Raw genomic sequence first — 21,283 nt, 5'->3', positions numbered from 1 at the left:
TGCCGAGGACCGGGCCGCCCCGGAAGTCGGCGGCGGGCGGCGTGTCTATCGGTCGGGCGGGTCGGGGGCGATGCCCGCGCTCACCCGCTCGGGCACGAGGTCGATCGTCACCGTGCCGGCCAGGGCTTCGGGCAACTCGGCGCGCACGGGATAGGAACCCGTCGTCTCGAAGGAATTCGGGATGTCGACCGTCACGCGCACGTCGCCCGGATCGAGTCCGTCCACGACGGCCGCGGGTCCGGTGACGGCCACGGTGATGGAGGGCGGATCCACCGCGGCCATGAGGGCGCGCGGGCCCGTGGTGACGACTTCGACCGCGAACAGGCGGGTGCGGAGAGAGTCCACATCGACGGTCGCGATCACGGTGGCGGGCTCGACCGAGAGCCCCGCGAGATCCGGCGGCAGGGCGATCTCGAGTTGCTGGGTCACGCGCGAGGAGACCGCGCCCACCTCGAGCGTGGCGGTCGTCACCTCGGAGACCTGGTTGACGAAGGACGCCGGCCCCTGGAGCCACACGCTGTCGGGGGCGACCTGCATGCCGACGACCAGCACGCCCGCCGCCGCCCTCGCGTCCGTCCGTCCGGAGACCGCGACCCACTTCCCCACCCGCTCCTCCAGATACGCGGTCACGGCTCCCGGAGAGACGCCCACGGGATCGAGTCCGAGCTGGCGGTCGTAGATGACCTCCGAGGCCGAGAGCGGGACCTGGACCACGGTGTCCTCGACCTGGTCGAGAACCTTCCGGATCACGGGCCGCTCGAAGCGGGCGGCGAACATCTGGTTCCAGCGGCCGCGGAAGGTCGTCGTGATCTCGGCGGGCCGCACCTCCCGCAGACTCCACGCGGAATCGCTCACCTGGATCTCGAGCAGCGTCGACACCGGCTGCTCGGCGATCTCGGCGTCGGCCGACACGCTGAGCCAGAGCAGCACCGACAGCACGATCGCCGCGACCTTGTAGGGCCAGTTCTTCGTGAACGCGCTCTTGAAATCCATTCAGCCGTCTCCTGGCGCCTGCCCGTTGCCGGGGGTCGGGGGAACCGTGTCGCGGACGGCGTCCCTGGTGAGATCCGCGGTGGCCGAGTCGGGCGGCGTCCCGGCCACGATCACGGAGACGAACCCCTCTCCCCGGAGGGCGGCGCCGGGGTCCGGGCTCTGAAAGATGACGCGTCCCTGCACCCCGGGGGCCTCGGCCTGGTAGCGGATGGCGCCCAACTGAAGGTCGACCTCCTCGAGGATGAGCGCGAGGTCGTCGACGTGGCGCCCGTGAAGGTCGGGAACGGAGACGATCGCCTTCCCCTGGCTGACGAAGAGCCGGACGCGGGCGGGTAGAGGGAGGCTCGTGCCGGCGGGCGGCTCGGTGCGGATCGCGCCGGCGACGGTGCTCTCGTCGGTTTCCTCGATATCGATGTCGAAGCCGAGACGGGTCAGGAGGGTCGCGGCTTCGCGGCCCGGAAGGCCGGCGAGATCGGGCACGCGGCGCGTTTCGATGCCGGCGCTCGTCGTGAGCACGATCGTGTCCCCGGCACGGGCGAACTGGCCGGGGAGCGGCCGCTGGGCGACGACGGCGCCGGCGGGAATCTCGCCGTGGTGGAGACGGCCCTGATCGGTGGAGACGAGCCCCAGCGCGGAGAGGCGTGCGCCGGCCTCGGCCAGGGAGGCGCCGGTGAGGTCCGGGATCTCGGTGAAATCCACATCGGTCGGATCTTCCGCCGCCGGGAAGAGCCGGATCGCGGCGAAGGCGTAGCCGATGCCGAACATGGCGGCGAAGAGGAGGACCAGGCGCAGGAGTCTCACGGGCCGGTCACGCGATCCGCCGCAGACGCGCCGCGTAGGCGCCGTCCGTGCCGGTGAGCCACGGCCGCACGAAGAGGTCGCCGCGCGGCGTCGTGCAATCGCCGCGCGCGCCCTCGGCGGGCGGCTCGCGCCGGTAGTCGGGCCTGCGGTCCAGGAAGGCGTCCACCTGTTCCTCGTTCTCCTCGCGTTCGAGCGAGCACGTGCTGTACACGAGCAGCCCGCCCGGTCTCACGGCCGCGGCGCACGCGTCCACGATCTCGCGCTGCAGGGCCACGAGGTCGTCGAGGCCGCGCTCTCCGAGCCGCCAGCGGGCGTCGGCCCGCCGCCGCAGTACGCCGGTGCCGGTGCAGGGCACGTCGGCCAGCACGGTCCCGGCCTCGGCGACCGGAAGCCGCCGCGCGTCGGCGACGGCCGCGCTCACCGGCAGCTCGAGCCGGCGGGCCGGCGCGCCGAGGCGGGCCAGCCGTCGGTGCGAGATGTCGAGCGCCACGACCGGCACGCCGTACGCCGCGGCGAGCCCCAGGGTCTTCGTGCCCGGGGCCGCGCACACGTCGAGCACCGGCTCCCCGAGCGGGCCGCCCACATAATCTACCACGGCGGAGGCCGCAGGGTCCTGAATCACGGCCCGCAGGCCGGAGAGCGCCGCCGTCGGCAGTCCCTTCTCGAGCCGGAAGGAGCGCGGCCAGCCGGGCATGGGCTCGAGTTCCACGCCGGCGGGCGGCGCCGGCTCTTCCCCCGTCAGCATGCGCACGACGACGTCCGGCGGGCGGTTCTGGTGCTCGATGAGCCGCCGCACGTCCGCCGGCTCCCAGCGCGCCAGCCACCGCCGGACGAGCCACTCCGGATGCGAGCCCCAGGAGCACAGGTGCCCCACCGGATCCACGTCCGGATCGGGGAAGGGGTCGGCGTCGCGGCGCCTCGCGAGCGCGCGGAGCACAGCGTTCACGTACCCAGCCCGGCCGCGCCCCAGCGCCGACCGCGCCGCGCCGACGGTTTCGCCCACCGCCGCGTGGTCCGGCGTCCGCAACTCCGTCAACTGGTACGCGCCGATGCGCAGCCAGTCGCGCACCGCGCGGTCCATGCGGGCCGGCGGCCGGTCCGCGCAGGCCCGGATCCAGGCGTCGAGGCGGGCGCGCAGTCGGAGGCAGCCGAAGGCGATGTCCAGCGCGAGTCCGCGGTCGGCCGGGTCCACGGCCGGGAGGATGCGCGACGCCGCTCGGTCGGAACGCGTCCCCCGCCGCACCTCGCCCAGGATCCGGTGGGCCGCCGCGCGCGGGTTCAAGCCGGCGGCGGCACGCCCTCGAGCGGGCTCGAAGGCACCGCCCATTCGCGTCGGGGCATGCGGCCCGCCACGTATGCGCGCCGGCCGGCCTCCACCGCCAACCGCATGGCGCGGGCCATCTCCACCGGATCCTCCGCCTCGGCGATCGCCGTGTTCATGAGAATCCCGTCCACCCCCTGCTCCATCGTCGCGCAGGCGTCCGAAGCGGTGCCCACGCCGGCGTCGACGATGACCGGCACGGACAGGCGCGACTTGATAATGCGGATGTTGAGGGGGTTGAGGAGCCCGAGGCCGCTCCCGATCGGCGAGGCGAGCGGCATCACCGCGGCGGCCCCGGCCTCTTCGAGCCGCAGCGCCGTGATGAGGTCGTCGTTCGTGTACGGGAGCACGACGAAGCCCTCGGCCACGAGCACGCGCGTGGCCTCGATCAGCTCCTCGGTGTGCGGGAGGAGCGTGTCGGGGTCGCCGATGACTTCGAGCTTCACCCAGTCGCTCATGCCCGCCGCCCGCCCCAGCCGCGCCGCGCGGATCGCCTCCTCGGCGCTGTAGCAGGCGGCGGTGTTCGGCAGGAGGCTGAACTCGTCCGGGCTCAGCGTGCGGAGGATGTCGTCGCGGTCCGGGTTCTCGATGTCGACCCGGCGCACCGCGACGGTGACCATGTCGGCGCCGGAGGCCCGGATCGCTTCGAGCATGATCCCGGGACTCGGGTACTTCCCCGTTCCGACGATGAGCCGGGAAGCGAAGGTGCGGCCGGCGATTTCGAGCGGAGCCATCTCAGCCGCCTCCCACGAAATGGACGAGTTCGACGCGGTCCCCCGCTTCCAGCCGCGCGCTCTCGATCTCGGGCGGACGGACGATCCGCCGGTTCAGTTCGACGACGAGGGTGCGGCCATCGAGTCCGAGATCCCGGAGCAATGCCGCGACCGACGTTCCCGCGGGAACGTCCCGCTCCCGTCCGTTCACCTGTATCTGCATGATATCCATGAAATCCGCTTCCGGTCCGCGATCCTCCCGGCGGCGCGTCGCCGCCAGGTCAGCGAGCCCGCCGGTGCAGCCGGGCGAGCTGTCGGCCGAGGCCGTGCGCGGCGTGCGCCGGGTCGGGCGCCGACCACACGGCCCGCCCCACCACGATGCCGTGCGCCCCCGCCTCCGTCACCTCCCCGACCCGATCCGCGTTCATGCCTCCGATCGCGAGGATCGGGGGCGGACGCCGGGCGGGCGGCCGGTGGGCGGCGAGCCGGTGGGCGGCGAGTCGGCGGCGGACCGCGGACACGGCGGCGGGGCCGCTGCCCTCGACCCCCGGGTGCGAGGGCGTCGCGTAGATCGTGCCGAGCACGAGGTAGTCGGCGCCCTCGCGGGCGGCGCGCAGCGCGCCCTCCGCATCGTGCACGGAAGCCCCGACCGCGAGCCGTCCCGCGCACGCCCGGATCACCCGGCGCGTCTCCTCCACCCCGAGCGCCGTGCGCCCAAGTTGTACGGCCCTGGCACCCGCCGCCAGCGCCACATCGGGCCGCCCGTTCACGACGAGCCAACTCCCGGCGCGGGAGGCGATGGGGGCGAGCCGGGCCGCGATTTCGAACAGGCGGCGGGCCTCGATCGGGGCCCGCAGATGGACCGCGACGGGGGCCGCGCGCTCGAGCACGCGTTCGACCGCCGCCAGGCCGCCCAGCTCCCCCTCCGAGACGAGGACGTGCAGGCGCGGGAGTCGCGATTCAGGCGAAGCGCACCTCCTTCGCATCCGGGAGGCCCCGCACCCACTCGGCCGCGCTCATGCGGCGGCGGCCGGCCGGCTTCACGGCGCCCACGACGATCGTCCCCTCCCCCGTCGCGACGCGCAGTCCCCGCGCGGGATCGGCCCGAACGACCGTGCCCGGCGTTGCGCCCGGCTCCGTGCCCGGGTGCACGCCTCCGGCCTCGCCGCCGTCCGCGCCGGGACCGCCGACGCCCGGCTCGAAGCACTGCAGCGTCAGCCCGGCGAGGGCGGCGGGCGCGGCCAGCGAGGTCCACGCGGCGGGCCACGGGTCGCACCCGCGCAGCCAGTTCGCGACCTCGGCCGCGGGGAGCGACCAGTCGATGCGCGCGGTCTCGCGGTCGAGCTTCGGCGCCCACGTCGCGCGCGCGTCGTCCTGCGGCCTCTCCACCGCCCGCCCGGACGCCAGGTCGTCGAGCACGGCGACGAGCCGCATTCCCCCCGCCTCCGCAGCCTCCGCGTACAGCTCACCGGCCGTCATCGCCGCCGGGATCGGGATGCGGGTCCGCCCGAGCACGGGGCCGGCGTCGAGCGCCTGGACCATGCGCTGGATGCTCACCCCGGACTCGCGGTGCCCCCGGATGATGGCCCAGTTGATGGGGGCCGCGCCGCGCAGCGCGGGCAGGAGCGACGCGTGCACGTTCAGCGACCCGAGCGGCGGCAGGTCCAGCGCCGCCGGCGGGAGGAGACGGCCGTACGCCGCGACGACGGAGATGTCGGGGCGCAGGCGGCGGGCGGCGGCGAGGAAGCCTTCGTCGCCGGGACGCTCGGGCTGCAGCACGGGCACGCCGGCCTCGAGCGCCCACGCCTTCACCGGACTCGTCCGCGGACGCCTCCCCCGGCCGGCGGGCCGGTCCGGGTTCGTGACGACGCCGACGATGTCGTGCCCCGCCCCCCGCATCGCTTCCAGCGACGGGAGTCCGAACTCCGGCGTACCCCAGAACAGAACCCTCATGGGAAGAGCACCCTCATGCCGCCCGCGGCCGCTTCAGTCCCGCTCCTGTTTCCGCCACTTCGCGAGCAGGATCTTGCGCTTGAGCGGACTCACGCGGTCCAGGAAGAGGATCCCGTCCAGGTGGTCCCTCTCGTGCTGAATGCAGCGGCTCAGGATGCCGTCGGCGCGGATCTCCACCGGCTCGCCGTCGAGCCCGAGGCCGCGCGCGACGATGGACTCGCTGCGCTCGACGGTCTCCGACAGCCCGGGGATGCTGAGGCACCCCTCCTCCTCCTTCACCGCGCCCTCCTCCTCGACGATCTCGGGGTTCACGAGAACGCCGGGCGAGATCCCCTCCTGGCGCACGTCGTACACGAAGAGGCGGATCGGCACCCCCACCTGCGGCGCCGCGAGGCCGATGCCGTCCGCGTCGTACATCGTCTCCTGCATGTCGGCGGCGAGCCGGCGCACCTCATCGTCGATCTCCGCCACGGGGGCGCACTTCTCCCGCAGGACGGGGTCTCCGAAGAGGCGGATGTCGAGGATCACGGCCGGGTCACGCGAGCACGGAGGGAGGGACTGCTACGTGACTCTTCCGATCTTGGAGCGCTCGACCTCGATCCGGGTGTCGCCGCTCTTGATCGTGACGATGTCGTTCGTGAGGTGGACGATCTCGCCCACGATGCCGCCGATCGTCGAGACCTTGTCCCCCCGCTTCAGGTTCTTCACCAGTTCCGCGTGCTCCTTCTGCTGCTTCCGCTGCGGACGGAAGAAGATGAAGTAGAAGATGGCGATGAATCCGAACATCATCATCATGGTGGCGGCCGGATTCGCCGTCCCTCCCTCGGGGGACGCCATGAGGTTCAACATCAGCATGATCCGTCCTCACCTTCCTGTTCGGTCTGTTCGGTCGCGGGGCGCGGGGAGCCGCGCCGGTAGGTGGAGAGCCAGTCGTCGGCCCAGCGGTCGTATTCGCCCCGGAGGATCGCCGCGCGCGCCTGTGAAGTCAATCGGATCAGGAAGCGCACGTTGTGCAGCGAGAGGAGGCGCAGGCCGAGCAGTTCGTTGCTCACGAAGAGGTGCCGCAGGTAGGCGCGGCTGTAGTCGGTGCAGCAGGGGGCATCGCACGTCTCGTCGAGCGGCGCGGGGTCGGACGCGAAGCGCGCGCCCTTGACGTTGAGCCGGCCCTCGGCCGTGAACGCGGTGCCGTTGCGCCCGTTCCGGGTCGGCGCCACGCAGTCGAACATGTCCACGCCGCGCCGCACCGCTTCGATGACGTCGTCGGGATAGCCGACGCCCATGAGGTAGCGGGGCCGGTCGGCGGGAAGGGCGGGTTCGATCGCGTCGAGCACCCGGTGCGTCACCTCCTTCTCCTCTCCCACCGAGAGTCCGCCGATCCCGATCCCGGGCCAGTCGCCCAGGGCGAGGGTGCGTTCGACGGATTCGAGGCGAAGGTCCTCGTAGGAGGCGCCCTGGACGATGGGGAAGAGGAGCCCGTCTCCTGCGGGGTGCGCGTCCCGATGCGCGTCCCGAAGCGCCTCGTGCCTCTCCCGGCAGCGCGCCAGCCACGCGAGCGTGCGTTCGACCGCCTTCCGCGCGGCCTCGGGAGAGGACTCCCCGGGTGGACACTCGTCGAACGCCATGCGGATATCGGAGCCGATCGCGGCCTGGATCTCCATCGAGAGTTCCGGCGTGAGCCGGTGCAGGCTCCCATCGAGATGGCTGCGGAAGGTGACGCCCTCGTCGTCGATCCGGTTGATGCGGGCGAGCGAGAAGACCTGGAACCCGCCCGAATCGGTGAGGATGGGACCGTCCCATCCCATGAACCGGTGGAGTCCGCCGAGTTCCTCGAGGACGCGCGTGCCCGGCCTCAGGTAGAGGTGATAGGCGTTCCCCAGCAGGACCTCGACCCCGGCGCCGCGGAGTTCCCCGGGGGTGAGCGACTTCACGGTCCCCAGCGTACCGACCGGCATGAAGCACGGGGTGTGGATCGTGCCGCGCGCAAGGCGGAGCGTCCCGGCGCGCGCCCGCCCGCTCGTCCCCTCGACGCGAAAGCGCCCGCCGTCCGCGGGTCCGGTCACGGAATGGTTTTCATGCGATGAGCATCGCGTCGCCGTAGGAGTAGAAGCGGTAGCGCTGGCGGATCGCGTGCGCGTAGGCCTCGAGCGTGAGTTCCCGGCCCGCGAACGCCGCGACGAGCATGAGCAGGCTGGAGCGTGGAAGGTGGAAGTTCGTCACGAGCGCGTCCACCGCGCGGAAGGTGTACGGAGGACGGATGAAGAGGTCCGTCCACCCCCGCCCCGGCGCGAAGGGCCCGCCCGCCGAGACGCCGCCGCCCGCGGCGACGGTCTCCAGCACGCGGCAGGAGGTCGTGCCGACGGCGAACACGCGCCCGCCCTCCGCCCGCGTCGCGTTGAGCGCCTCCGCCGCCGTGGAGGAGAAGCTGTACACCTCGGGGGCGACCTCGTGCTCGTCGATGCGGTCCGCGGTCACGGGACGAAAGGTGCCGAACCCGACGTGGAGCGTGAGGGACACGAGACGAACGCCCATGGCCTCGATGCCCGCGAGCATCTTCCGGGTGAGGTGGAGGCCCGCCGTCGGCGCGGCGACGCTCCCGGCCGGGGCCGCGTACACGGTCTGGTAGCGCTCCCGGTCCTCGGCGTCGTCGGCCCCCGCCCGCTCGCCGCCCGGTGCATCGCGGACGATGTACGGAGGCAGGGGGACGCGGCCGTGGCGCTGGATCAGGCGCCACGGGTCGTCGTCGCCGGCCAGCCGCACGAGGCGGGTGCCGTCGGCGGCGGAGTCGAGGATCTCGACCGCGAACCCGTCGGCGATATCCACGGTGCGGCCGGGCTTGAGCTTGCCGCCGGGGCGGACCATGGCGCGCCAGAGGCGGGTGTCCGCCTCGTCAAAGGGGGCGAATGACGCGAGCGCCCCGGACTCGGGGCGGACGAGGAGGATCTCGGCCCGGGCGCCGGTCGGCTTGCGGCCGAGCAGCCGGGCCGGGAAGACGCGGCTGTCGTTGACGACGACGGCATCGCCGGCGGAGAGCCGCTCGAGCAGCGCGGGAAAGGCCGCGTCCGCGAAGCGGCCACGCGCGCGGTCGAGCACGAGGAGGCGGCTGCCGTCGCGCCGCGCGGCCGGGCGGGCCGCGATCAGCTCGTCGGGCAGCTCATAGTCGTACGCCTCCGTCCGGCCCGCCCACTCATCCGTCATCGCCGAACAGCGCACCCTGTGCCCCGCCCTCCGACCCTTCCCGGTCGCTCGGGAGGGCGTAACCGAAGCGCTCGTACGCCTTCCGGGTGGCCACGCGGCCGCGCGCCGTGCGCTGCATGTACCCGTTCTGGATCAGATACGGCTCGTAGACCTCCTCGAGCGTCCCCGCGTCCTCGCCCACCGCGACCGCCAGCGAGGCGAGCCCCACCGGCCCGCCCTCGAAGGTCTCGATGATCGCCTTCAGGACGCGCGCGTCCATCTCGTCGAGGCCGTACTCGTCGACGTTGAGCAGCGTGAGCCCCTTCTCCGCCGTCGCGGAGTCGATCGTGCCCTCGCTCCGCACCTGCGCGTAGTCGCGGACGCGGCGCAGGAGGCGGTTCGCGATCCGGGGGGTGCCGCGCGCGCGGCGGGCGATCTCCTCCGCCCCGCCGGGCGTGATCGGGATGTCGAGGAGACTCGCGGAGCGGGTGACGATGCGCGCGAGTTCCTCCGGCGGGTAGTAGCCGAGGCGCTCGACGACGCCGAAACGCGCGCGCATGGGGGCGGTCAGGAGCCCGAAACGGGTCGTCGCGCCCACGAGCGTGAAGCGCTCGAGCTTCATCGAGAAGGTCTCCACGCGCGGTCCGTCGCCGAGCCGGATCTCGATGCGGTAGTCCTCCATCGCCGGATAGAGGAACTCCTCGATGACGGGCCGGAGGCGGTGGATCTCGTCGATGAAGAGGATCCCGCGCGGCGGGAGGTTCGTGAGCAGGCCGGCGAGATCGCCCGGCTTCTCGAGCACGGGGCCGGACGTGAGCTTGATCCCGACGCCGAGCTCCCCGGCGAGGAGGAGGGCGAGCGTCGTCTTGCCGAGGCCCGGCGGGCCGTAGAAGAGGGTGTGGTCGAGCGCCTCCTCGCGGCCGAGCGCCGCCTCCACGAAGACGGAGAGGCTCTCCTTGACCCGCGCCTGGCCGATGAACTCGTCGAGCCGCTGCGGGCGCAGCGAGGCGTCCGGACGCTCGTCGCTGTCGACCGCCTCGGGCGTCGTGATCTCCGTGCGCGGACGGGCCGCGCCGCCGGGGCCGCCCGCTTCGCCCGCGTCGCCCGCGTTCCGCGTGTCGCCGGACCGGCCCGGCGGCCCCGGCGCCGTCATACGTGCCTGAGCGCGCGGCGCACGAGGGCCTCGGCGCCGATGTCGGGGTCGCCGGCCTCCGCCAGTCCCTGCAGAGCGCGGCTCACGGCCTTCTCGCTCTGGGAGCGCGGGTAGCCGAGGCCGCGCAGCGCCTGCACGGCCGCCGCCGCGACGCCATCGCCGGACACGGGGTCGTCTCCCATGTCGCCGAGGTCGTCGAGCTTGTCCGTGAGTTCGATCACGATGCGCTCGGCGGTCTTCTTGCCCACGCCGCTCACCGTCTGGAGCGTGCGGTGGTCCTTGGCCCGGATCGCGCGCACGACGCGTTCGGGCCGCAGCGCCCCGAGGATCGCGAGCGCGAGCCGGGGGCCCACCCCGCTCGGGACGCGGAGCCGCTGGAAGAGTTCGCGGTCGCGGGCGGTCTCGAAGCCGAACAGCTCGAAGGCGTCGTCGCGCACGACGAGGACGGTGTGCAGTTCGACCTCGGAGCCCTCGGGCGGCAGCCGGCTGGCGAGCCCGAGCGGCACGCCGACCTCGTAGCCGACGCCGTCGCCCGTGAGGACCTCGATGAGGCCCTCGGCACGCCCGACGAGTTCGCCCCGGAGGCGCCGGATCACCGGATCGGCCCGCCGAGGAGGTGACAGAGCGCGACCGCGCAGCCGTCCGCCGCATCCGCCGGACGCGGCGGCTCGCCGAGCCGCAGATGGTGCTTGACCATGAAGCCGACCTGCTCCTTGCTCGCGGCGCCCGTCCCCACGACGCGCTTCTTCACCTCGCGCGGCGCGTACTCATGCACCGGCAGGCCCCGCAGCGCCGCCGCGAGCACGAGGACGCCCCGCGCGTGCCCGAGGACGAGCGCCGTGCGCGCGTTCCGCCCGTGAAAGGCGCTCTCGACCGCGACGCACGTCGGCTCGAGCCGGTCGATGAGTTCGAGCGCCGCGGTGTGGATGTCCACGAGGCGCTGGGGGAGGTCCTCTCCCCGCGGCCGCACGACGCCGCACTCGATGAGGCGATGCGCGGGCCCTCCGGGGCGGCGCCCTTCGACGAGGCCGTATCCGGTCGCCCGCGTGCCCGGGTCGACGCCCAGGACCTTCATGGGGCCGCTCGGCCCGCCCCCTCCGCCTCCTCCAGATCCACGTTCGTGTTCACCTTCAGCACGTCGTCGTGCTCGTCGAGCGCGTGCAGCACGGCGAGCACCTTCTCCGCGTCGCGCCCCTCCAGTTTCACCGTGTTGCTGGGCACCATCGCGAGTTCCGCCTCCTCGACCGGAAGGCCGGCGTCGCGCATCGCGCCCAGGACGTCGTGGAAGTCGGGCGCGGTCGTCGTCACCACGTACATCCCGTCCTCGGACTCGAAGTTCTCCGCCCCCGCCTCGAGCGCCGCGTCGAGCGCCTCGTCCTCGTCGCACTCGTCGGCGGACACGAGGATCTGGCCCTTGCGCTCGAACATCCACGCCACGGAGCCGCTCTGGCCCAGGTTGCCGCCCCGCTTGTCGAGCAGATGCCGGAGTTCGGCCAGCGTGCGGCGGGGGTTGTCCGTCAGGCACTCGAGGAAAAGCGCCGCCCCGCCCGGCGCGTAGCCCTCGTGCGTGACCTCCTCGAAGCTCGCGCCCGGCAGGTCCCCCGTCCCGCGGCGCACCGCGCGATCGATGTTGTCGGCCGGCATGCGCTGGCTCTTCGCATTGTCGATCGCGGTCCGCAGGCGCGGATTGAAGTCCGGGTCTCCCCCGCCTTCCCGCGCCGCCACGGCGATTTCGCGACCGAGCTTGGAGAAGAGCTTCCCCTTCGCCTGGTCGGTCACCGCCTTCTGGCGCTTGATCTTCGACCACTTCGAATGGCCCGCCACCGGCTACCGCCCGCTCGTGTCCTGGTCCTCGTCCTCTAGTCGTCGTCGCGCTGCGACTCGGCGATCACCTTCTCCTGAACATGCGGAGGAACCTGCTCGTACGCAGCCAGGCTGCGCGTGTGCGTCGCCTTTCCGTGCGTCAGCGAGCGCAGCGCGGCGGAGTACTTGTAGAGTTCGGCCTGGGGGACGTGGGCCTTCACGACCTGCCGCCGCCCCTTCGAGTCCATGCCGAGCACGCGGCCCCGCCGCTGGTTCAGATCGCCCATCACCTCGCCCATGTACTCCTCGGGCGTCTCGACCTCGACCTCCATGATCGGCTCGAGGATCACGGGGTTCGCGTCCCGCGCCACCTTCTGGAAGGCGATCGATCCCGCGATCTGAAAGGCGATGTCCGAGCTGTCGACGGAGTGGTGCGATCCGTCGTAGCACTCGGCCTGGAAGTCGACGAGCGGGTAGCCGGCGAGAACGCCCCGGTTCGAGGCCTCCCCGATCCCCTTCCCCACGGCCGGGACGAACTTGGTCGGGATCACGCCGCCCTTGATCGAATCGACGAACTTGTACCCTTCCCCGCGCGGCAGCGGGCTGATCCGGATGTAGCAGTCGCCGAACTGGCCGCGCCCGCCCGACTGCTTCTTGTGGCGCCCCTGCCCCTCCGCCGTCCTCGTGATCGTCTCGCGGTAGGCGATGTTCGGCTGGTGCGTGTCCACGTTGACCCCGTACTTCCGGGTCATCTTCTCCAGCGAGATGTTGAGGTGGATCTCTCCCAGCCCGCGGATGATCGTCTGCCCGCGCTCGGGGTCGTAGCCGGAGGAGAAGGTCGGGTCCTCCTCGTGCAGCTTCGCGAGGCCGGCGCCGATCTTGTCCTCGTCGGCCCGTGTGCGGGCCGTGACGGCGAGGGAGAGGTCGGGCCGGGGCCACTCGATCCCCCCGAAGGAGAGCCGGCTCCCGCCGTCGCAGAGGGTGTCGCCGGTGTGCGTGTTCTTGAGCTTGGTCACGACCCCGATGTCGCCGGGGTTCAGCGCCTCCACGTCGATGCGGCGCGACCCGTGCGGGATCGCGAGGTGCGCGATGCGCTCGCTCGCGGAGCGGTCGGGGTTCGCGAGCGTGACGCCGTTCGCGATGCGGCCGGAGAAGACGCGGAAATAGCTCAGGTCGCCGACGTGGGGTTCGGACGTCGTCTTGAAGACGAGCGCCGCCGTGGGAGACGCGGCTCCCGGATCCAGCGACACTTCGCCGTCTCCGTCGCGCGCCGTCCGGGGCGCGGCGCGGTCGGGCGAGGGGAAGAGTTCCACGATGCGGTCCATGAGGGCCGGCACGCCCGCGCTCGTCTGGCACGAGCCGCAGAACACGGGAACGATGTCGCCGGAGCGGATCGCCGCCGCGAACACCTCGCCGAGCCGGCCGGGGTCGAGCTCCTCTCCCTCGAAATAGGCTTCGAGCAGGTCGTCGTCCCCCGATACGATTGCCTCGATGAGTTCCTCCCTGAGGTCCTCCACCTCCGACGCGACGTCGGCGGGCGCGTCGGCCACGGCGGCGGCCCCCTCGTCGCCTCCCTTGAAGCTGTGGGCCTTCATCGTGAGGAGATCGACGAAGCCGCTGAAGTCGGCGCCCGCCCCGATGGGGACGTGGACCGGCATCGCCGTGGAGGTGAGTTCTTCGCGGATCTGTGCGAGCGTGCTGCGGAAGTCCGCGTTGTCCCGGTCCATCATCGAGACGAAGACGGCCCGCGGCAGGCTCGCGGCGTCCGCGGCGGCCCACGTCTTCTCCGTCCCCACTTCGACGCCGGAGATCGCATCGATGACGCAGATGCCGGCGTCCGCCACGCGAACCCCCGACACGACTTCGCCCAGGAAGTCGAGGTAGCCGGGGGTGTCGATGAGGTTGATCCGCACGCCGTTCCGGACGGCGTGGGCGACGGCGAGGTTGATCGAGATCTTGTGGCCGGTCTCTTCCGGCGTGAAGTCGGTGAGCGCGTTCCCCTTCTGGACATCGCCCTTCCGGGTGGTCCCGCCGGCGATGTAGCACATCGCGTCCACGAGCGTCGTCTTCCCGGCCCCTCCGTGCCCGAAGAAGACGACGTTGCGAAGGTTCCGCGTTTCATATTCCGAGGCGGCAGACGCCATGTACACCTCCCGTACTCTTCTGCCTGGGATGACACCCTGCGTGGGATGACACCGGGGCTGGCGGCCCGCGACAGGCGCTTTGCTACGGCCACGGGCCGCTCCGTTGCGTGACGCCCCCCGGCCGGGGGGTCGCGCGGGGCGGACATTGTAGAAACCGGCGGCAAAAAACTCCAGACGGGGCGCCAGCGCGGACGGCCCGGCGTGTGCGGGCCGGCAGCGTCTAGTGCGTGCGGGTCTTCTTGCGCGGGCCCTTCGTCTGCTGGTACTGCCGGCTCACCTCGTCGAGGAAGGCGCGCTCGCGGGCCGAGAGCGAGTCCATGCCGCTCGCCCGGATCTTGTCGAGGATCCGGTCCACCTCGTCGAGGGAATCCCCGTCCGCCCTGCGGCGCCGGCGCGGGGTGGGGTCCGGCGGTGGCGCTGGGCGGCGCGTCCTCCCGCGCGGGGCCGCCGGCCGTTCCTTGTAGAGGAGGCTGTGCGCGCGGCGGCCGATGCGGTCTCCGTACCGCAGATAGACGAACCCGGTCACGAGTCCGCCGAGGTGCGCCCAGTGCGCCACCCCGTCCGCCGACCCCTGTACGGTCGAGAGGAGGGTGAAGGCCCCGAGCGCGGCCACGAACCACTTCGCCGGCACGGGAAAGACGAAGTAGAGGTAGATCTTCGCGTCCGGCCAGTTGAGGGCGAAGGCCACGAGGATGCCGAAGATGGCGCCCGAAGCCCCGACCATGATCGTCGGCCCCGTCAGCGAGTAGAGCAGGACGGAGAAGGCCGCCGCCCCGAGTCCGGTCACGAGATAGAAGCGGAGGAAGAAACGGCTGCCCCACTTCTGCTCGAGCGGCGGTCCGAAGAAGAAGAGGGCGAGCATGTTCATGAACACGTGCATGAAGCCGCCGTGCACGAACATGTAGGTGACGATGGTCCACGGGCGCATGAGGAAGCCGGGGACGGCGAAGCCGAGCCACTCGACCGCTCCGGCGGGCACGATCCGCATCGCCATGAGGAGGAAGATCGCGAAGTTCGCGATCATGAGGCGCAGCACCCAGCGGCTCATCGGGAAGCCGTGGCCGAAGCGGACCCCGCCGGTCTGGTACGCGGGCCGTCTCATCATCCCTCCCCCGCCTCGCCGCCGCCCTGGAGGTCGATGGCGGAGGCCAGCCGCGCCTCGCGCTCCGCGCGCTCGATCGCCAGCCGCAGCAGACGGTCGATGAGTTCCGGATAGGACACGCCGCTCGCCTCCCAGAGCTTGGGGTACATGCTGATCCGGGTGAAGCCCGGGAGCGTGTTGATCTCGTTCACCACCAGTGAACCCGCCGGGAGCGGGCCGCAAGCCTCCGTCGCGAGGAAGAGGTCGACCCGCGCCATCCCCTCGCAGCATAGCACGCGGAAGGCGCGGACGGCGATCTCGCGCGCCCGCGCCGTGGTCTCGGCGTCGAGGTCCGCGGGGATGAGCAGGTCCGCGCCGTCGTGATCCAGGTATTTCGCCTCGTAGGAGTAGAAGGCGTGCGTGGGGGCGATCTCCCCCGGGACCGAGGCTTCGGGGGCCTCGTTCCCGAGTACGGAGAGTTCGATCTCACGGCCCCGGATCGTCCGCTCGAGGAGCACCTTGGTGTCGAAGGAGAAGGCCTCGTCGAGCGCCCGCCGGTATTCGGGGTCCGTCTCGACCTTCGAAACGCCGACGGACGAGCCCATGTTCGCCGGCTTGACGAAGATCGGGGCGTCGAGGGCGGCCACGGCCTCGTCCCACGAGGGGGCCTCTTCCCGGGAGAGGACGGTGATAAAGGGCGCGACGGGGACGCCGGCGTCGCGCAGCAGCCGCTTGGCCACGTCCTTGTCCATGCACACGGCCGAGCCGAGGACCCCGGGCCCGACGAAGGGGAAGTGCGCGAGCCGCAGGAGTCCCTGTACGGTGCCGTCCTCGCCGAAGGGACCGTGCAGGACGGGAAAGATGACGTCGAGTTCCGGCACCTCGGCCGGCTCCGGAGCTTCCCCGCCGGGGCCCTCGCGCTCGCCGGGGGCGGAGGGCTCGTGGGGGGCGACGGGGACGATCCGGGGGCGGCGGCCGGGCGTAAGGGCGAGCCTGACCGGCGCCTCCGGGAGGCGGATGCGCCGCGGGTCCGAGGCGTGCCGGAGGAAGCGCGATTCGTCGGCGAGGTGCCAGCGGCCGCGGCGGTCGATGCCGATGAGCACGATGTCGCAGCGCTCGCGGTCGATCGCTTCGATGACGTTCTTCGCCGAGCGGAGCGAGACCTCGTGCTCCGGGGACTCGCCGCCGAAGAGCACGCCGACGCGCAGGCGGCGGTCAGCCACGAGACGCCGGCACGGGATAGCTGACGGGGAGCGTGGCCCAGATGGCGGTGGGGGCGCCGCCGTGCCGCGCCGGCCGGTACCGGAGATCGCGGGCACCTTCCACCGCGGCCGAGTCGAGGACCGCATGTCCCGACGAGGTCGCGACCGCGACCGAGTCGACGCGGCCGGCGGCGGTGATCCGTATGCGGAGGAGGATCTCGCCGCCCGCCCCCTCCTCCAGGGCCTCGGCCGGGTAGGGGAAGGCGCGGGACGGCGCGGACTCGAGCACGGGCATGACGAGGCCGCCGTCGCGGAGCTGGTCCACGCGCAGCGCGCCGACCTCGGAGCCCGGATCGTCCGCGCACCCGGTGGACGCGGCGCCGGCGAGGGCGGCGAGAATCGAAAGGACGCCGGACCTGGCGGCCCGCGGCGAACGCCCGCTACGCATCGCCGAACGCCTTCCACTCGGCGAGCGTGTTCAGCGCTTCGAGCGGCGTCATCCCGTCGAGGTCGAGCGCGGCGAGCTTCTCGAACAGCGCGCGGGCGGCCGCGACGTCCGCGCTTTCACTTTCCCCGGACGCGCCGGACGGCCCCGCGCCGCCCCGCGGGCCGGCCGCCGCGGCCTCGAACAGGGAGAGCTGCCCCAGCCCCGCCTCGGCGAGCGCGGCGCCGCGGCCGCCCGCGCCCCACGGCCCGCTCTCGAGCACGGCGAGGATGCGGGCGGCGCGCCCCACGACGTCGGGTGGCAGTCCGGCCAGCCGGGCGACGTGCACGCCGTAGGACCGGTCGGAGCCCCCCGGCTGCAGCCGGTAGAGGAAGACGATGTCCTGGCCGGTCTCGCGCACCGCGACGTTGAACGCGGCCGCGCGCGGAAGCGACTCCGCGAGGCCGACGAGTTCGTGGTAGTGCGTGGCGAACACGGTGCGCGCTCCGAGTTCGTGCAGCCGCTCGGTCACCGCCCACGCGATCGAGAGACCGTCGTACGTCGACGTGCCCCGCCCGATCTCGTCGAGGAGTACGAGCGAGCGCTCGGTGGCCCCGTGCAGGATGGTCGCGGTTTCCGTCATCTCCACCATGAAGGTGCTCTGCCCCGCCGCGAGGTTGTCGCTCGCGCCCACGCGCGTGAACACGCGGTCGCAGACCCCGATGCGGGCCCGGCGAGCCGGGACGAAGGAGCCGATGTGCGCCATGAGCGCGATGAGTCCCGCCTGGCGCAGGACGGTGGATTTCCCCGCCATGTTCGGCCCGGTGACGATGAGGGTCCGGCGCTCCCCGTCCAGCCGCATGTCGTTCGGGATGAAGGTGTCCCTTTCGACCGCGGCCTCGACGACGGGGTGCCGGCCCTCTTCGATGTCGAAGACGACATCGTCGCTCAGCCGCGGGCGCACGTAGTCCTCGGCGGCGGCGACCTCGGCGAGGCAGGCGAGGACGTCGATCTCGGCGACGAGGGCGGCCGTCGCCTGGATCCGCCCGACCTCGGCGGCGACGGCGTCCCGCAGCGAGTGGAAGAGCCGCGCCTCGAGCCGGGCGATCTCATCGTCGGCCCCGAGCACCTTCGCCTCCCACTCCTTGAGTTCCGGCGTGAGATAGCGCTCGGCGTTGGTGAGTGTCTGCCGGCGGCTCCACTCCTCCGGCACGCGGTCGAGCTTCGAGCGCGTGACCTCGAGATAGTACCCGAACACCTTGTTGAACCCGATCTTCAGCGTGTCGATGCCGGTGCGCTCGCGCTCCCGCACCTGCATGCCGGCGATGAATTCGACCGCGCCGCCGCGCACGCCGCGCACTTCGTCGAGTTCGGCGGAGAAGCCCTTCCGGATCACGCCGCCGTCCTTGAGGGCGTGAGGGGCATCGGGGTCGATGGCTTCTTCGATGCGGGCCGCCACGTCCCGGAGCGGGTCGAAGCCGCTGCGAAGCTCGGCCAGGCGACCGGCCTCCAGCGGCGAGAGGGCGGCCGCCAGCCCGGGCAGCGCGTCGAGCGAGAGGCCGAGGCCGAGGAGTTCGCGGGGCGCCGCCCGTCCGGTGGAGACGCGGGCGGCGAGCCGCTCCAGGTCGCGGATCGGGCGGAGCGCGGCCCGAACGCCCTCGCGCTCCTCCCCCCGCTCGACGAGTTCCTGCACGGCGTCGAGGCGGACCGCGATCTCGTCGCGGACGACGAGCGGGCGCAGCAGGCGGCGGCGGAGCAGGCGCGCGCCCATCGGCGTCCGCGTGCGGTCGACGAGGGCGAGCAGCGACGCCCCCGCGCCGGGACGCAGCGGCTCGACGAGTTCGAGGTTCCTCCGGGTCATCTCGTCGAGGTACATGAGGCGCCCGGCCCGGTCCACGCGCGGCGGCCGCAGGTGGTCGAGGCCGGCCGGCCGTACCTCGTCCAGGTAGCCGAGGAGGGCGCCGCTCGCCGCGAGGAGGAGCGGGTCGCGCGCGAGGTCGAGGCCGAAGCCGGTGGTGGAGGCGACGCCGAACCACTCCCGGAGCCGCTCGTCGCCGAGCGAAGCGTCGAAGCGCCAGGCGGGCCGTTCGGTCAGGTGCCAGGGTCCGGCCGGCGCCTCCGTCTCCTCGGGGATCACGATCTCGGCCGGCTCGAGCCGCCCGAGTTCGTCGTCGAGATCCGGCGCCGCCACCTCGCGAAGCTCGAACTCGCCGGTCGAGAGGTCGACGGCGGCGAGCCCGAACGGGGCGTCGCCGGCGATCGCGACCACGTAGTTGTTGCGGCGCGCCGCGAGGAGCTTGTCCTCGAGCACGGTGCCCGGGGTGATGATCTCGACGACATCCCGCTTCACGATCCCCTTGGCCTCCGCCGGATCCTCGAGTTGTTCGCAGATCGCCACGCGGCGTCCCATTTCGAGCAGGCGGGAGACGTACTCGTTCACGGCCTTGACGGGGACGCCCGCGAGGGGGACGTCCCGCTTTCCGCCGTTGTTGCGCGCGGTGAGGGTGAGGCCCAGCAGGCCGCTCCCCTCCTCCGCGTCCTCGAAGAACATCTCGTAGAAATCGCCGACCCGGAAGAAGAGGAGTGAATCGGGATGGCGCGACTTGATGTCGAGGTACTGCCGGATGAGCGGCGAGTGCCCAGCCGGGTCCGGGGTGGCCGCGGCCATCATCGCCTCACGAGACGACGGGGATGACGGCGGGTTCGAAGCCCGCATCCCGGAGTCGGCGCACGAGGCTCTCCGCCGCTTCCCGCCGGGCGAAGCGGCCCAGCTGGACGCGGTGCAATCCGTCGTACTCGACGATGCGCGAGAAGAAGCCGGCGGCTTCCAGCCGCCCCCGCGTCTCCTCCGCCGGATCCCGGCGCGAGAACGCCCCCGCCTGTATCGCGAAGCGCGGGGCGCCCGGCGCGCAGCCGGGCGAAGCGGCCTCCGCGAGGCGAACAGCCTCCGCAGCGCCGACGCGCCGGCCCTCCGCAGCCCCCCTTTGCCACGCCTCGCACGCCCGATCGATCAGGCCCCGGGCCTCGAACGTCCGCGCCGTCCAGTACCAGGACTCGATGGCCTCGGCGCTACGGGGATGGTCCGACCGCAGGCGTTCGAGGTCGGCCGCCGCTCGGGAGGGTTCGTCGAGCGCCAGGTCCAGCTGCGCGAGCCGCAGCCAGGCCCGGGATCCGTAGCGCGACCCGCCGTCCATGGCGACGGAGAGGAGTTCCGTGCGGGCGGAGTCCGGATCGGCCAGGAGACGCGCCCGCAGGTACCGCGCACGCAGCGCGTCCCCGCGAGCCGCGTCGCGCGCCTCCGTGTCGAACCAGCGCTCGATCGCCTCCGCGGCGCCCTCGACCCTCCCGGCCTCGATCCGTGCCTCGAGGAGGTCCAGATCCACGGGAGCGGCGGCTTGCGCGGCTTGCGCGGCGGAGGGGATGGAAAACGCCCACGACAGCGCGCCGGCGAGAAGCGCGAGCGCCCACCCGCGGCCGCGCGGCGTCATCTCCGGGCGTTCTCCGTCCGCCCCAGTTCCAGGAGCATCCCGGCGAGCACCGCGTGGTCTCCCCGCCCCGACTTGAGGTGCCGGTCGGCGCGGTGGAGCGCCCGCAGCGCGTGATCGAGTTCGTGTACGGTCCATGCCCTCGCCTGCTTCGCGTAGGCGTTCGCCTTCCAGGAGAGATAGCCGCGCCCCGTCTCCGACAGGGCGGCTCGCAAGCCGGCGGGCCCCGCGTCGAGGGCCAGACCAAGCAGAAGGTGCTGTTCCACAAGTCCGGCGACCAGCCCGACCCCCCGTTCCGAAGTGAGCACGTTTTCCAACTCGCGCAAGGCGCGCCGGTAGTCGCGCGAGGCCACGAGGTCGAGCCAGCTCCAGCGATCGATCCGGTGGGTCCGGGGAACGATGTCGCGGATGTCCGCGTCGGTCCGGCGGTCGGCGGGAAGCGAAGCGAGCTTCTCGAGTTCGGCGTCCAGCGTCGAGAGGTCCGACCCGACGGCCCCCGCGATCCACTGGGCCGCCGCCGGCGAGAGGTCGAGCTTCCAGCGCCGCCGCGCCCGGTCGTGGATCCAGCCGGGGATCTCCGCCGCCCGCGGCGCGGTCCACTCCAGCGTGCGGCAGACCTTCCGGAGGTCGCGGTAGAAGGCCGCACGCGACCCCTTGGGGATGCGCGCCGTCACGATGAGGGCGAGGTCGGCGGGTGGCGCCGCCGCGACCCGCTGCAGGACGGCGCGCGCCTTCGACCCCAGCCGCTCGACGTCGCGCACGAAGACCACGCGGCGTTCCGCCATCATGGGGGGCATGGCCAGGGTGGCGGCGAGCTGCTCGTCCGTCACGTCCTCGGCCTGGAACTGGTCGTAGTTGAAGTCGCGCGTGGCCGGGTCGACGGCGGCCTCGACGAGTTGCCGCGCGGCTTCGTCCCGCAGGCGGATGGCGTCTCCGTGCAGGAACCAGGCTCCGGTCGGGGGACCCTGGCCCAGGGCTCGCGAGAGCCGCGGATCGAGGGGCGCGCTCACGGCGACGGGAGGGACCCGTGCCGCGG

General features: G+C 72.7%; 22 protein-coding genes. All 22 read right to left on the bottom strand.

Translation table 11 applies throughout. The annotated features are described in order from the left end of the window. Nucleotides 1-45: 45 nt before the first annotated feature. Complete coding sequence (locus tag RN743_RS11545) at nt 46-993, bottom strand: CdaR family protein (protein WP_310780001.1); 948 nt, start codon at nt 991-993, stop codon at nt 46-48. Then, nucleotides 994-1,794, bottom strand: coding sequence for a PASTA domain-containing protein (locus RN743_RS11540; protein WP_310780000.1), 801 nt, complete (start codon nt 1,792-1,794; stop codon nt 994-996). It abuts the gene before it with no gap. 7 nt (nt 1,795-1,801) lie between these two features. Continuing rightward, nucleotides 1,802-3,076, bottom strand: a complete 1,275-nt coding sequence (locus RN743_RS11535) for a transcription antitermination factor NusB (protein WP_310779999.1) — start codon at nt 3,074-3,076, stop codon at nt 1,802-1,804. After that, nucleotides 3,073-3,849 (bottom strand): thiazole synthase, encoded by a 777-nt coding sequence (locus RN743_RS11530; RefSeq protein ID WP_310779998.1) that lies wholly within the window; start codon nt 3,847-3,849, stop codon nt 3,073-3,075. The genes RN743_RS11535 and RN743_RS11530 overlap by 4 nt, the downstream gene beginning before the upstream one ends. A gap of 1 nt (nt 3,850) precedes the next feature. Beyond that, entirely contained in the window at nt 3,851-4,051 is a 201-nt protein-coding gene (thiS, locus tag RN743_RS11525) for a sulfur carrier protein ThiS (protein WP_343219025.1), read from the bottom strand. 58 nt (nt 4,052-4,109) lie between these two features. Continuing rightward, nucleotides 4,110-4,814: a thiamine phosphate synthase gene (locus RN743_RS11520; RefSeq protein ID WP_310779996.1), complete on the bottom strand. Its 705-nt coding sequence runs from the start codon at nt 4,812-4,814 to the stop codon at nt 4,110-4,112. Then, nucleotides 4,789-5,781, bottom strand: a complete 993-nt coding sequence (gene fmt, locus RN743_RS11515) for a methionyl-tRNA formyltransferase (protein WP_310779995.1) — start codon at nt 5,779-5,781, stop codon at nt 4,789-4,791. The genes RN743_RS11520 and fmt overlap by 26 nt, the downstream gene beginning before the upstream one ends. A gap of 33 nt (nt 5,782-5,814) precedes the next feature. After that, nucleotides 5,815-6,309: a peptide deformylase gene (gene def, locus RN743_RS11510; RefSeq protein ID WP_310779994.1), complete on the bottom strand. Its 495-nt coding sequence runs from the start codon at nt 6,307-6,309 to the stop codon at nt 5,815-5,817. 33 nt (nt 6,310-6,342) lie between these two features. After that, a complete protein-coding gene (yajC, locus tag RN743_RS11505) occupies nt 6,343-6,636 on the bottom strand; it encodes a preprotein translocase subunit YajC (RefSeq protein ID WP_310779993.1) in 294 nt (97 codons plus the stop codon). Beyond that, nucleotides 6,630-7,841 carry a tRNA guanosine(34) transglycosylase Tgt gene (gene tgt / locus RN743_RS11500; RefSeq protein ID WP_310779992.1) on the bottom strand — a complete coding sequence of 404 codons (1,212 nt, stop codon included), beginning with the start codon at nt 7,839-7,841 and terminating at the stop codon, nt 6,630-6,632. The genes yajC and tgt overlap by 7 nt, the downstream gene beginning before the upstream one ends. A gap of 10 nt (nt 7,842-7,851) precedes the next feature. Beyond that, entirely contained in the window at nt 7,852-8,976 is a 1,125-nt protein-coding gene (gene queA, locus RN743_RS11495; RefSeq protein WP_310779991.1) for a tRNA preQ1(34) S-adenosylmethionine ribosyltransferase-isomerase QueA, read from the bottom strand. Beyond that, nucleotides 8,966-10,108, bottom strand: a complete 1,143-nt coding sequence (gene ruvB, locus RN743_RS11490) for a Holliday junction branch migration DNA helicase RuvB (RefSeq protein ID WP_310779990.1) — start codon at nt 10,106-10,108, stop codon at nt 8,966-8,968. Before ruvB ends, queA begins: the two co-directional genes overlap by 11 nt. Then, nucleotides 10,105-10,704: a Holliday junction branch migration protein RuvA gene (gene ruvA, locus RN743_RS11485; RefSeq protein ID WP_310779989.1), complete on the bottom strand. Its 600-nt coding sequence runs from the start codon at nt 10,702-10,704 to the stop codon at nt 10,105-10,107. The genes ruvB and ruvA overlap by 4 nt, the downstream gene beginning before the upstream one ends. Continuing rightward, on the bottom strand, nt 10,701-11,183 hold the full coding sequence (gene ruvC, locus RN743_RS11480; RefSeq protein WP_310779988.1) for a crossover junction endodeoxyribonuclease RuvC: 483 nt from the start codon (nt 11,181-11,183) through the stop codon (nt 10,701-10,703). The genes ruvA and ruvC overlap by 4 nt, the downstream gene beginning before the upstream one ends. After that, the gene (locus RN743_RS11475) at nt 11,180-11,932 is read right to left on the bottom strand and encodes a YebC/PmpR family DNA-binding transcriptional regulator (RefSeq protein WP_310779987.1); all 753 of its coding nucleotides are present in this window, start codon (nt 11,930-11,932) and stop codon (nt 11,180-11,182) included. The genes ruvC and RN743_RS11475 overlap by 4 nt, the downstream gene beginning before the upstream one ends. Before the next feature lie 35 nt (nt 11,933-11,967). Next, nucleotides 11,968-14,055, bottom strand: a complete 2,088-nt coding sequence (gene fusA, locus RN743_RS11470; protein ID WP_310779986.1) for an elongation factor G — start codon at nt 14,053-14,055, stop codon at nt 11,968-11,970. Nucleotides 14,056-14,275: 220 nt separating this feature from the next. Then, a complete protein-coding gene (locus RN743_RS11465) occupies nt 14,276-15,157 on the bottom strand; it encodes a rhomboid family intramembrane serine protease (RefSeq protein WP_310779985.1) in 882 nt (293 codons plus the stop codon). After that, nucleotides 15,157-16,359, bottom strand: coding sequence for a D-alanine--D-alanine ligase (gene ddlA, locus RN743_RS11460; protein ID WP_310779984.1), 1,203 nt, complete (start codon nt 16,357-16,359; stop codon nt 15,157-15,159). The genes RN743_RS11465 and ddlA overlap by 1 nt, the downstream gene beginning before the upstream one ends. Further along, nucleotides 16,352-16,786 (bottom strand): energy transducer TonB, encoded by a 435-nt coding sequence (locus RN743_RS11455; protein WP_310779983.1) that lies wholly within the window; start codon nt 16,784-16,786, stop codon nt 16,352-16,354. The genes ddlA and RN743_RS11455 overlap by 8 nt, the downstream gene beginning before the upstream one ends. After that, nucleotides 16,779-19,433 carry a DNA mismatch repair protein MutS gene (mutS, locus tag RN743_RS11450; RefSeq protein WP_310779982.1) on the bottom strand — a complete coding sequence of 885 codons (2,655 nt, stop codon included), beginning with the start codon at nt 19,431-19,433 and terminating at the stop codon, nt 16,779-16,781. Before mutS ends, RN743_RS11455 begins: the two co-directional genes overlap by 8 nt. A gap of 4 nt (nt 19,434-19,437) precedes the next feature. Then, nucleotides 19,438-20,250 (bottom strand): SPOR domain-containing protein, encoded by an 813-nt coding sequence (locus tag RN743_RS11445; protein WP_310779981.1) that lies wholly within the window; start codon nt 20,248-20,250, stop codon nt 19,438-19,440. Beyond that, a complete protein-coding gene (gene holA / locus RN743_RS11440; protein ID WP_310779980.1) occupies nt 20,247-21,257 on the bottom strand; it encodes a DNA polymerase III subunit delta in 1,011 nt (336 codons plus the stop codon). Before holA ends, RN743_RS11445 begins: the two co-directional genes overlap by 4 nt. Between the last annotated feature and the right edge of the window lie 26 nt (nt 21,258-21,283).

The organism is Candidatus Palauibacter scopulicola (assembly GCF_947581915.1).
GTDB lineage: Bacteria > Gemmatimonadota > Gemmatimonadetes > Palauibacterales > Palauibacteraceae > Palauibacter > Palauibacter scopulicola.
The sequence above is the reverse complement of the archived record's forward strand: the minus strand, read 5'-3'. Positions and strand labels throughout refer to the sequence as shown.

Excerpts from the sequence above, each read along its gene's own strand:
- RN743_RS11455 (WP_310779983.1), bottom strand. The coding sequence starts at position 16,786 with ATGCGTAGCGGGCGTTCGCCGCGGGCCGCCAGGTCCGGCGTCCTTTCG.
- queA (WP_310779991.1), bottom strand. The coding sequence starts at position 8,976 with ATGACGGATGAGTGGGCGGGCCGGACGGAGGCGTACGACTATGAGCTG.
- fusA (WP_310779986.1), bottom strand. The coding sequence starts at position 14,055 with ATGGCGTCTGCCGCCTCGGAATATGAAACGCGGAACCTTCGCAACGTC.
- mutS (WP_310779982.1), bottom strand. The coding sequence starts at position 19,433 with ATGATGGCCGCGGCCACCCCGGACCCGGCTGGGCACTCGCCGCTCATC.
- yajC (WP_310779993.1), bottom strand. The coding sequence starts at position 6,636 with ATGCTGATGTTGAACCTCATGGCGTCCCCCGAGGGAGGGACGGCGAAT.
- RN743_RS11445 (WP_310779981.1), bottom strand. The coding sequence starts at position 20,250 with ATGACGCCGCGCGGCCGCGGGTGGGCGCTCGCGCTTCTCGCCGGCGCG.
- RN743_RS11530 (WP_310779998.1), bottom strand. The coding sequence starts at position 3,849 with ATGGCTCCGCTCGAAATCGCCGGCCGCACCTTCGCTTCCCGGCTCATC.
- ruvC (WP_310779988.1), bottom strand. The coding sequence starts at position 11,183 with ATGAAGGTCCTGGGCGTCGACCCGGGCACGCGGGCGACCGGATACGGC.
- thiS (WP_343219025.1), bottom strand. The coding sequence starts at position 4,051 with ATGCAGATACAGGTGAACGGACGGGAGCGGGACGTTCCCGCGGGAACG.
- RN743_RS11465 (WP_310779985.1), bottom strand. The coding sequence starts at position 15,157 with ATGAGACGGCCCGCGTACCAGACCGGCGGGGTCCGCTTCGGCCACGGC.
- ruvB (WP_310779990.1), bottom strand. The coding sequence starts at position 10,108 with ATGACGGCGCCGGGGCCGCCGGGCCGGTCCGGCGACACGCGGAACGCG.
- fmt (WP_310779995.1), bottom strand. The coding sequence starts at position 5,781 with ATGAGGGTTCTGTTCTGGGGTACGCCGGAGTTCGGACTCCCGTCGCTG.
- RN743_RS11545 (WP_310780001.1), bottom strand. The coding sequence starts at position 993 with ATGGATTTCAAGAGCGCGTTCACGAAGAACTGGCCCTACAAGGTCGCG.
- RN743_RS11520 (WP_310779996.1), bottom strand. The coding sequence starts at position 4,814 with ATGCGAAGGAGGTGCGCTTCGCCTGAATCGCGACTCCCGCGCCTGCAC.